Annotated in this window: 9 protein-coding genes and 1 pseudogene; 6 read left to right on the top strand and 4 right to left on the bottom strand. The window is 62.8% G+C overall.

The features are described 5' to 3' along the window. Together FNJ47_RS41850 and FNJ47_RS41845 are read left to right on the top strand one after the other, a co-directional pair. Positions 1-710 (top strand): annotated as a pseudogene (locus FNJ47_RS41850) (poly-beta-hydroxybutyrate polymerase); the annotation flags it as partial. A gap of 52 nt (positions 711-762) precedes the next feature. Beyond that, a complete protein-coding gene (locus tag FNJ47_RS41845) occupies positions 763-966 on the top strand; it encodes a hypothetical protein (RefSeq protein WP_163162097.1) in 204 nt (67 codons plus the stop codon). Positions 967-1,261: 295 nt separating this feature from the next. Here the strand turns inward: FNJ47_RS41845 and FNJ47_RS41840 are convergent, their stop codons facing one another. The 3 genes from FNJ47_RS41840 to FNJ47_RS41830 all read right to left on the bottom strand — a co-directional run bounded on the left by FNJ47_RS41840 (position 1,262) and on the right by FNJ47_RS41830 (position 4,147). Further along, positions 1,262-1,516, bottom strand: a complete 255-nt coding sequence (locus FNJ47_RS41840) for a hypothetical protein (protein WP_163162109.1) — start codon at positions 1,514-1,516, stop codon at positions 1,262-1,264. Positions 1,517-1,583: 67 nt separating this feature from the next. Beyond that, on the bottom strand, positions 1,584-3,164 hold the full coding sequence (locus FNJ47_RS41835) for a bifunctional aminoglycoside phosphotransferase/ATP-binding protein (RefSeq protein ID WP_236000449.1): 1,581 nt from the start codon (positions 3,162-3,164) through the stop codon (positions 1,584-1,586). Further along, a complete protein-coding gene (locus FNJ47_RS41830; protein WP_163162105.1) occupies positions 3,164-4,147 on the bottom strand; it encodes a zinc-dependent alcohol dehydrogenase family protein in 984 nt (327 codons plus the stop codon). The genes FNJ47_RS41835 and FNJ47_RS41830 overlap by 1 nt, the downstream gene beginning before the upstream one ends. Before the next feature lie 132 nt (positions 4,148-4,279). On the opposite strand from FNJ47_RS41830, the gene FNJ47_RS41825 reads away from it, so the two are divergent. From FNJ47_RS41825 to FNJ47_RS41815, 3 genes are all read left to right on the top strand, one after another. Next, positions 4,280-4,753 carry an Hsp20/alpha crystallin family protein gene (locus FNJ47_RS41825; protein WP_175068493.1) on the top strand — a complete coding sequence of 158 codons (474 nt, stop codon included), beginning with the start codon at positions 4,280-4,282 and terminating at the stop codon, positions 4,751-4,753. Positions 4,754-4,827: 74 nt separating this feature from the next. Further along, on the top strand, positions 4,828-5,304 hold the full coding sequence (locus FNJ47_RS41820; RefSeq protein WP_163162103.1) for a CBS domain-containing protein: 477 nt from the start codon (positions 4,828-4,830) through the stop codon (positions 5,302-5,304). Further along, a complete protein-coding gene (locus FNJ47_RS41815) occupies positions 5,286-8,039 on the top strand; it encodes a bifunctional acetate--CoA ligase family protein/GNAT family N-acetyltransferase (protein ID WP_163162101.1) in 2,754 nt (917 codons plus the stop codon). The genes FNJ47_RS41820 and FNJ47_RS41815 overlap by 19 nt, the downstream gene beginning before the upstream one ends. Here the strand turns inward: FNJ47_RS41815 and FNJ47_RS41810 are convergent. Next, on the bottom strand, positions 8,026-8,436 hold the full coding sequence (locus FNJ47_RS41810) for a hypothetical protein (protein WP_163162099.1): 411 nt from the start codon (positions 8,434-8,436) through the stop codon (positions 8,026-8,028). The genes FNJ47_RS41815 and FNJ47_RS41810 overlap by 14 nt on opposite strands. A gap of 182 nt (positions 8,437-8,618) precedes the next feature. Here FNJ47_RS41810 and FNJ47_RS41805 point away from each other — a divergent pair. Next, a partial coding sequence (locus FNJ47_RS41805; protein ID WP_236000447.1) for an MlaE family ABC transporter permease occupies positions 8,619-9,509 on the top strand: 891 nt, incomplete at its 3' end.

The raw sequence follows: 9,509 nt of genomic DNA, 5'->3' as shown, positions 1-9,509 counted from the left end.
TTATCGATGCGGGCGAGCTGACGCTCTTCATGAATGAAAGCCAGGTTGCCTTCCTGGAGGATATGATGCGGCGGAGCGGCGTACTCGAGGCGACGCAGATGGCCGGTGCGTTCCAGTTGCTGCGGTCGAACGACATGATTTGGTCGCGCCTGATCCGCGACTATCTCATGGGCGAGCGTGCCGCGCCAAGTGACCTGATGTCATGGAACGCGGACGCGACCCGCATGCCCTACCGGATGCATTCGGATTATCTGCGCAAGCTTTTTCTCAACAACGACCTTGCCGAAGGCCGCTATCTGGTGGAAGGGCAGCCGGTGGCACTTTCCGACCTTCGCGCCCCGATGTTTGTGGTGGGCACCGTCCGCGATCATGTTGCTCCCTGGCAGTCTGTTTACAAGATTCACTTGCTCGCGGATGCCGATATTGCCTTCGTGCTGGCGAGTGGCGGTCATAACGCCGGCATCGTTGCTCCGCCGTCGGAAGAGGAGCACAGTTATCAGTTGTTGGAGAAGAAAGCGGATCATCCCTATGTCGGGCCCGACGAGTGGCTGCGGGAGGCGGTGAAGCGCGACGGATCCTGGTGGCTGGAGTGGGTTCGGTTCCTCACGGCGCATTCAGGTGCGTGGGTGCCCGCGCAGTCGGCGCTTCACACGCCCGAGGGGAGATCGCCGCTTGGGGACGCGCCGGGACAGTATGTCTTCCAGCATTGAACGTTGCGCCGGCTTGATCTGTCGCAAATCCTCTCCGCCGCGAGCCGCTACGATGAAAAACGGTGCACCAGGTTGCAGCGAGGAAGCCATGAGTCTGATCCTTCGCGTTTTCTTCATACTGGCGGGATCCATCACCGCGCTGTTCGTCGCGCGCGATTCTCTGAACTTTGACGTCATGCAAATGTTCGTGGCGATCCTGCTGGTGATCGCGCTCCTGTTGGCCGGAAGTATCTGGAGCTTGTGGCGGCAAACGTGACTGCTCGAGCTCGGTCGATGGCCGTGGCCGTCCGTCTTGGTGGCGCTGGTATCGGCGCTATCCAGCCATGATACTTGCAATCGCACCTCTGGATCGGTGATGCAGTAGAGTTTGAAACGTCGGAGCGCGCGGCGTGCAGATGCTAGTTTGCCGCTTCATTAAATCGGCGCAGATCGTGTCGGTCCAATTCGGCATGACATCGGCACGGACCAATCCGCCAGCCGAGGGCCGGCTGTTCAGCCGGCCTTCGGAAAGCAGATGGCGGATGTCGTCGACGCGCCCTGAATGGAAACGTCTATCGTCCTTCGAGCTCGGTAGAACCCTTGGTGACGTTCATGAACATCAGGGCTATTGCAGATGCGGCAGCAACAAACGCCGCGGTCCATCTGAGGGTCGAGACGGCAAAGGCGGCGTCAAGCCGCCAGCTTGTGGGTGCCGGCTCGGTCGAGGCAAGCGGTACCAGGTCAGGAAAGTACCAATTGCAGAAAAGAGCGAGCGCGACCGCGAGGATCGCACTACCGACAAAGACGAAGGTTAATCGCCGTTTCATGGAACTCCTCCTGTCAATGGGGGAATGTTGCCAGACCTGACGGTATCGACCAATTCAGGAGTTTCCCTTAGGTGATGTACCGCTCGCCCGTTCCGTTGGGGGTTGCGAGCAGGCAGGAAGTACTGCGTTCAAGCGTGGTGGAGGGCGTACCGGAAGCGTCTACAATATCCCAATCGATCATTCCGGTTTCAATGTCATCTTGAATCAGGACTACATCGGACGTCGCGTCCGACGCGTCGTTTTGCCGCGATTCCACGCGATGCAGCCGTGTGGCGCGCCCGGCGGTCAGGAAAATGCCGCGAAAGTCAACTTTTGCGTCGCGAGCAACGGCTTCCGCGGCACCACGCTCCCCCGGCTTCAGGAAGGCCGCATCGAGTATTACCGAAACTCCCTGGCCCAATGTGAGCCCGGCACGATCGAACATCGCCTGGTAGACGCGATTGGATGCTTCGGGAGTGTAGGTCTCCGGCGGCAATGTGGCGTGCTCGGCGACGTGATAGAGCTGCTTGCGAATGACATCTGATCGCAGAACCAGGGCGCCCGGAGGCGGCGCGATCAGATGCGCCACGTCGCGCGCCAGCACACTCTTGCCGGTACCGGACTTCCCGCCGACTGCCATCAGGCGGGGCGGTTCCGGTTCAATCAGCCGGCGTGCAAGCTCGAAATACCGTCTCGCATGGGCGGCGATCACGTGATCGAGCTGGTGTTGCCGTGCCTTGGTGAAGAGCACATTGGACCGGATCGCTGCGCGCATTGATAGGAACAGTGGCAGCAAAGACAACGCACCCGATTGCGCATCCCAGGCGGTCTGCATGTAGCTATTGAACAGCCTGTCGGCCACGGTCTCTCGTCTGAAGTATAGAAGGTCCATCAGTGGAAACGCGAGGTCGTAGAGGACGTCGGTCGTCGCGATATCGGGGTCGAACTCGATCGCATCGAACAGAACGGGCTCGCCGTCGAGCAGCACGATGTTGCCGAGATGTGCGTCGCCGTGACAATGCCGGACCTGCCCGGCTCCGGCGCGGAGGCGCAGGAGCTCGAGATTCCGGGCAAGCGATCGATGGCTCAACTCGTGCAGTTCATCGATCTTCGTGCGAGAAAGAGCTGATTCGCCGCGAAATTGCTCGGTGTTGCGATCGATGATGACCGGGAGTAACGGAAGCCAGCGCGATCCATCGCTTTCAATCAGTGCTCGATGGGATTTGAGCAGGATGGCGGCGAGTCTCTCGCCAAGCTCCGGGCGGATTGCGTCCTGCTCGGCGAGATGATCGAGCGTCTTGTTTTCGTCGAAGCGGGCCATTTCGACGGCCCATTCGACGACCGGTCCAGTCCCGCCGACCGCAAGCCCATCGCGCCCGCGCGTGATCGGAACAACCCTGCGATAGATGGAAGGGGCGTGGCGCTTGTTGACGGCAATCTCATCCGCGCAAGCGCGCCGCCGCTTCTCCAATGTCGAGAAGTCGAGATAGGGCAGCTTGACCGCTCGCTTTATCTTCAGGACGCGTGAAGGTTCGAGAAAGACGACCGAGCAATGGGTGTCGATCCGCTTTACCAGCGCGTTCGGCTGACCAGACCTGGCCAGGAACGACAATACGACGGCCTGGCCAGTCACGCCCGTGGCAGCCTCGATTGATGATGCCGGCGTCATCATGGCTTCAAGACGGCTGCGCCGACGAGCTTGCCGTCCCGCAGGCGCGCGAGCGCTTCATTTGCCTGATCCAAGGGAAAGACGGTGACGTGCGTCCGGATTCCAGCCTTTGCCGCCGTCTTGAGGAAGTCGACGCCATCTTGTCGCGTCAGGTTGGCGACGGAAACGATCTGCCGTTCACCCCACAGGATGTCATAGGGAAAGCTCGGTATGTCCGACATGTGAATGCCGGCACAGACCACGCGTCCGCCTTTGCGCAGCGTCCGCAGCGCGAGTGGAACAAGCGAGCCGATGGGTGCGTAGATGATTGCGGCGTCCAGCTCATCCGGCGGCCGGTCCCCCGAGGCGCCGGCCCAGCATGCGCCGAGCGACAATGCCAAGTGCTGGGCCTCGGTGTCGTCCGCGCGGGTGAAAGCGTACACATCCCGTCCTTGCCAGTGGGCCACTTGCGCGACGATATGTCCCGCCGCGCCAAAACCATAAATGCCGAGTTTGTGGCCGTCGCCAGCCATCACCAGCGAGCGCCAGCCGATCAAGCCGGCGCACAGCAGGGGCGCGAGCTCCGCGTCCTCGCCGTCTTCACCGAGCGGAAAGCAGTAGCGCGCGTCTGCCACCAGGTGGGTGGCAAAGCCGCCGTCCCGCGTGTAGCCGGTGAACAGAGGGGAATCGCAGAGATTTTCCTTGCCCTCTAGGCAGTAGGGACAACGCCCGCAGGTCGATCCAAGCCAGGGGACGCCGACGCGTGTACCGAGATGCGCATGGTCCATGCCGTCACCGACCGCGTCGATACGGCCAACCACCTCATGGCCGGGAACGATCGGATAGGCGATGCCTGGCAGCTCTCCGTCAACAACGTGCAAGTCGGTGCGGCAAACGCCACACGCATTGATCTTGACGCGCACCTCGCCCGGGCCAGGAATCGGATCGGGCCGCTCGGTATATTGCAGCCGCGCGCCGCGCGCGGGCAGGATCATGGCGTGCATGACAGAACTCGCTTGGGTCGGTGCCCCTCCTTTGATCACATGACATTGGCGCGGTTTTGATCCTGGTCAACGGCTGGGTGACCGTTCCTGACTAACTTCGCCTCGCGAGCGACATTCAGACAGGAGGTACTGATGGTCAAGGACATGATCCCCGTTGGAACCGAGCGCGCTCTGGCGCGCCGAGAAACCAATCCATTCACGTTTCTGCAGCAGGAGATCGACCGGCTGTTCGACGGATTCGGTCGTAATTTCCCTGCGTTTGCCACGCCGCAGGCGGCGATGCCGCGCATGGACGTCAGCGAGACCGACAAGACCGTCGAGATCTCCGCCGAGCTGCCCGGCCTCGAGGCCAAGGACGTTCAGATCAACCTCGCCGACAACATGCTCACGATCCGGGGCGAGAAGAAGAACGAGCGCGAGGAGAAGGACAAAGACTATCATCTGATCGAGCGCAGCTTCGGCGCGTTCTCGCGGTCCGTTACATTGCCAGAGGGCGTCAAGGCGGAAGATGTCAGCGCCGAGATCGCCAAGGGCGTGCTCAAGGTGACCGTCAAGAAGCCGGCGCCGAGGCAGAGCAGGCAGATCGACATCAAGACGGCGGCGTAGCCGCCTCGCGGGGCGCGTCGCCCGTCAGGCAGCGACGCGCCCGCGAAAACAGCCATTCATCAAGGGGATCAGCCATGTACGAGTTCCTTCAGGAAACCGTTGCGAGCAATATGACGAGGTCGGTCCGAAGCGTCGCTCCCGAAATGACCGTCGGCGACTTGTACCGATTGTTCGCAGACGACGACTATGACGCCTATCCCGTGCTCCGCGACGATGTGGTGGTCGGGTTCGTCACGAAGCTCGACGCCCTCAAGGTGTTCGCTTGTCCGACAGATCACATGCTGCCACGTTACGATGATCGCATGGGAACGACGGTCGATGAGATCATGTCGTCCGACGTGATTTCGGTCGAGCCGGATACAAACCTGCAGCGTGTTCTGCAGTTGATGATCGCACATCGGCTCAAGAGCCTCCCCGTGATTGATAGGTATCGCCACCTGGTCGGGATTATTGCTCGCGAGGATGTCATGCGGGCTCTGGCGCGCTGCACGAAGCGGCAGGCGCCGTCGCTCGTTCCCTGCGAGACTGCCCGATGTCTACGTTTGGTCTAGAACGGGTTCTTTCGCCTCGAACCATTGCGCTTGTCGGTGGTAGTTCGCGTCCGTCTTCGCTCGGCCTGGCGGTACTCATGAACCTCAAGGCATGTGGCTTTGCCGGCCGTATCGCCGTAGTCAATCCGAACTACACTGCGATCGACGGCGAGGTTACGTCCCCGGATCTCAAGTCACTTCCATTCGTTCCGGACCTCGTTGCAATCACTGCGCCAGCGGCCGCGATTCCCGGAATTATATCTGACGCTGCTGCGGTGGGTGTCGCCGGTGCGGTGATCCTGTCCGCCGGCCTCGGGCATGGTGCCGGCTCGCTAGCCGAGACGGTCGCGCAGACGGCGCGTCGGCACGGCATGCGTCTGATTGGGCCGAACTGCCTCGGCGTCATGGTGCCCCGCGCCAAGCTCAATGCGAGCTTTGCCGCGCATCAGCCCGCCGAAGGACGTCTTGCCCTGATTTCGCAGTCCGGGGCCGTCGCTGCCGCGATGATCGAATGGGTGGCAGAGCGGCGACTCGGCTTCTCCGGCATCGTGTCGATCGGAGACCAGCTCGACGTCGATGTCGCCGATCTGCTCGACTATTTCGCGCAAGATGACCACACCAAAGCGATCCTGCTCTACATTGAGGCCGTCAAGGACGCGCGCAAGTTCATGTCTGCCGCACGCGCCGCGGCGCGGCTCAAGCCGCTGATTGTCGTGAAAGCGGGCCGGGTGGCGCAAGGAGCCAAGGCCGCAGCCACCCATACGGGTGCGCTTGCCGGTTCGGACGCGGTCTATGACGCGGCGTTCCGCCGGGCCGGCATGCTGCGCGTGTACGACCTCCGCGAATTGTTCGATTGCGCCGAATTGCTTGGCCGCGGCTTCGTTCCGCGCGGCAACCGCCTGTCGATCCTGACCAATGGCGGCGGGCTCGGCATCCTCGCGATCGACCGGCTCGTTGAACTCGGCGGCGTTCCTGCAAGCCTGACGACGGAGACGATTGCGGCACTCGATCGGGTTCTGCCGCAAGGCTGGTCTCGTGCCAACCCCGTCGATATCTCGGGCGATGCCGACGCTGCCCGCTACGTGTCAGCACTACGCGTGCTGCTTGACGACACCAACAGCGACGCGGTGCTGGTCATGAACGTGGAAACGGCTGTTGCGCCGACCGAAGGGATCGCCGAAGCGGTCACGCGGTGTGTTGGCGATCGCCGAGCCAGGAAAAGCGAGGTTGCCGCACTGGTGCTTGCGTCGTGGGATGGTGCCGACGCGCGCACTGCGGCGACCTTCGAGCGGGCGCGCGTCCCGCATTTCCCGACCGAGGATGATGCCGTGCGCGCCTTCATGTATCTGGTGAGGTACCGCGATGCCTCCATCGCGCTGGCCGCAACGCCGCCCGGCAGCGCCTCGACGTTTGCGCGGCGGACGCCGGCGGCGCGGAACGTGATCGCGAACGCGCTGTCCGAGGGACGGGAATGGCTCGACCCGGTCGAGATCGTCGCGCTGTTTGAGGCTTACGACATCCCGATCGTTCCGACCGTTGTCGCTCGCGACGCCGACGAAGCCGTGGACAAGGCCGAGCCGTTCCTGGCGCAAGGGCTCGCGGTGGCGGTGAAGCTGTTCTCTCGCGACATCAGGCATAAATCGGACATCGGCGGTGTCATTCTCGGTTTACGGTCTCGCGAAAACGTCGCCCAGGCAGCCAGGACGGTGCTGGCGCGTGCTCGTGCCGCGCGCCCGGATGCCACCCTGCAGGGCGTGACGATCCAGCCGATGATCGTGCGGCGGACGGCACGTGAGCTGATCCTCGGCATTGCCGACGACCCCACGTTCGGACCGGTGATCGTGTTTGGCCGCGGCGGCACCGCGGTCGAGGTGATCGACGACAAGGCGCTGGCGCTGCCACCCCTCGACATGAACCTGGCGCGCGACCTCGTGGGGCGTACGCGGGTCTCGCGGCTGCTTGCCGCCTACCGCGACGTACCCGCCGTTTCGGAAGACGTCGTACCGCTCACCCTCGTCAAGTTGGCACAGCTGGCGGCCGATATTCCGGAAGTCGCAGAGCTCGACATCAATCCGCTGCTGGCGGATGAAACCGGCGTGCTGGCGCTCGACGCGCGGGTGGCGGTCCGGACGCCGGCGCGGCTGTTTGCGGGCCAGACGCGTCTTGCGGTGCGGCCCTACCCGTCGCAGTGGGAGGGTGAACTTGACCTAAGGGATGGCTCGCGCGTCGTGGTGCGGCCGTTGCGGCCGGAAGATGAGCCCATGGTCGAGAGCTTCTTCAAGCGAGTGACCGCAGAAGATCTCAGGCTTCGCTTCTTTCAGGCGATGAAGAATTTCTCTCACGCGTTTATTGCGCGGCTGACCCAACTCGACTACGCGCGTGCGATGGCCTTTGCGGCGCTGGATCCACGCACGGGTGCTATGGTTGGATCGGTTCAGCTTCATTCGGACTCGCTCTATGAGAATGCCGAGTATGCAATCCTGTTGCAGTCCGACCTTAAGGGTAAGGGACTTGGATGGGCGCTGATGCAGCTCCTGATCCATTATGCGAAGTCGGAAGGGCTGAAGCGGCTGTCTGGCGAAGTATTGGCCGAGAACACTACCATGCTGTCCATGTGCCATGAGATCGGGTTCACCGCAGCCACGGAACCGACCGACCACAGGATCGTCAATGTCGTCCTCGACCTCTCCCTTCCGGTGGCGGATGCCTTGGGCGTCGATATCCTGATCCGACGCGGACGGATCACAGCGGCGTGACGGCAACGACACGGTAGGGATGCATACCGTCGGCCTCATGGACGGAGACGTATTCGCCGAGCTGGAAGCGCTCGTTGCCGAAATGATGCCCCGCTTCATCGGCAGCCGAGCCGGCGACGTCATAGTGGAAGCGCCAGCTGTCGGCTGGACCATGCACGAGATGGCCGAGCTGATCGTCCTCGTCCGGCCGTTGGCGAACGACGCGGCAGGCCTCGCGATGCGCTCTCCAGGTCTCGACATCGATCCGTGAAGCCGTGTCGAACGGGGCGACGATAATATAGCTGATCGCGGACGCGCCCTCGGGGTGACCGTGTTCGCGCGCACGTTCGAGCCGAACGTGCTTGAACGAGTGCGGCAAGGACGTGTTTTGCAGAGGTTTGAAGGCGGCACGGTTCATCGAACTCTCCCTGAGTGCACCCGGTGCTCCGGGCCGGATAAAAGAACGTAGGCTCGTTGCTCATCGGGGCGTTGATTTGGGTCAAGAACGTTCCGGGGCGCGCGTTGAAGCCAATTGCGTTGGGTCAAACACGTCGGGTGCGGAGCGTCCTATGCTCGACCGGCGAATTTGGAGTTGGTTCCTTGCTCAACGCACCGGCATTGACGGCAGATACGGAAGACCCGCGGGTGCTTACTGCATGCGGGGCCTGGAACGTTTCCAACGTCGAGCTGCTGGAGCGGCTATGCGAGCGTGCGGCCGGCGCCCAAATCGGGTCAATCGATCTGCGCCGTGTCACCGCGCTCGATACGGTCGGGGCTTGGCTGCTTGAGCGGCTCGCCCGCGGTGGCGCGACCAGAGCAGCCCTCACTGGTGCCGATGGCCCGTATGGCGACCTGCTCGAAGAGGTGCGAGGACTGAATCGGGCCGGCCCCATCGAACGCAGATCGGTCAACCCCGTGCTGCAGAGGCTCGATCAACTCGGCCGCAGCAGCAGGCGGCTGGCGTCTGATTCGGCGGCATTCCTGCATATGCTCGGCGCCTTCAGCGCAGCGCTGCTTGGCATTCTGAGGCATCCGCGATCGTTCCGATTGACGTCGACCGTCTACCAGCTCGGCCGGGTCGGCTGGCAAGCGGTGCCGATCATGGTGCTGATCACGTTCCTGATCGGTGCCATTATTGCCCAGCAGGGCATCTTCCATTTTCGCCGCTTCGGCGCGGAATCCTATGTCGTCGACATGGTCGGCATTCTGGTGTTGCGCGAGATTGGTGTGCTGATCGTGGCCATCATGGTGGCCGGACGATCGGGCAGCGCCTATACGGCCGAGATCGGCGCGATGAAGATGCGCGAGGAGATCGATGCGCTCAGCACCATGGGGCTTGATCCTGTCGCGGTGCTGATCCTGCCTCGGATCCTGGCGTTGGTGGTGGCGCTGCCGATCCTCGCCTTTCTCGGCTCGCTCGCCGCGCTCTATGGCGGCGGGCTCCGTTCCCGGCTCGAGTGGGGGGTGCGCGGCGTCGGACTGGGCAAACGG

It is taken from the genome of Bradyrhizobium uaiense (assembly GCF_010811875.1).
Lineage (GTDB): Bacteria > Pseudomonadota > Alphaproteobacteria > Rhizobiales > Xanthobacteraceae > Bradyrhizobium > Bradyrhizobium uaiense.
The sequence above is the reverse complement of the archived record's forward strand: the minus strand, read 5'-3'. Positions and strand labels throughout refer to the sequence as shown.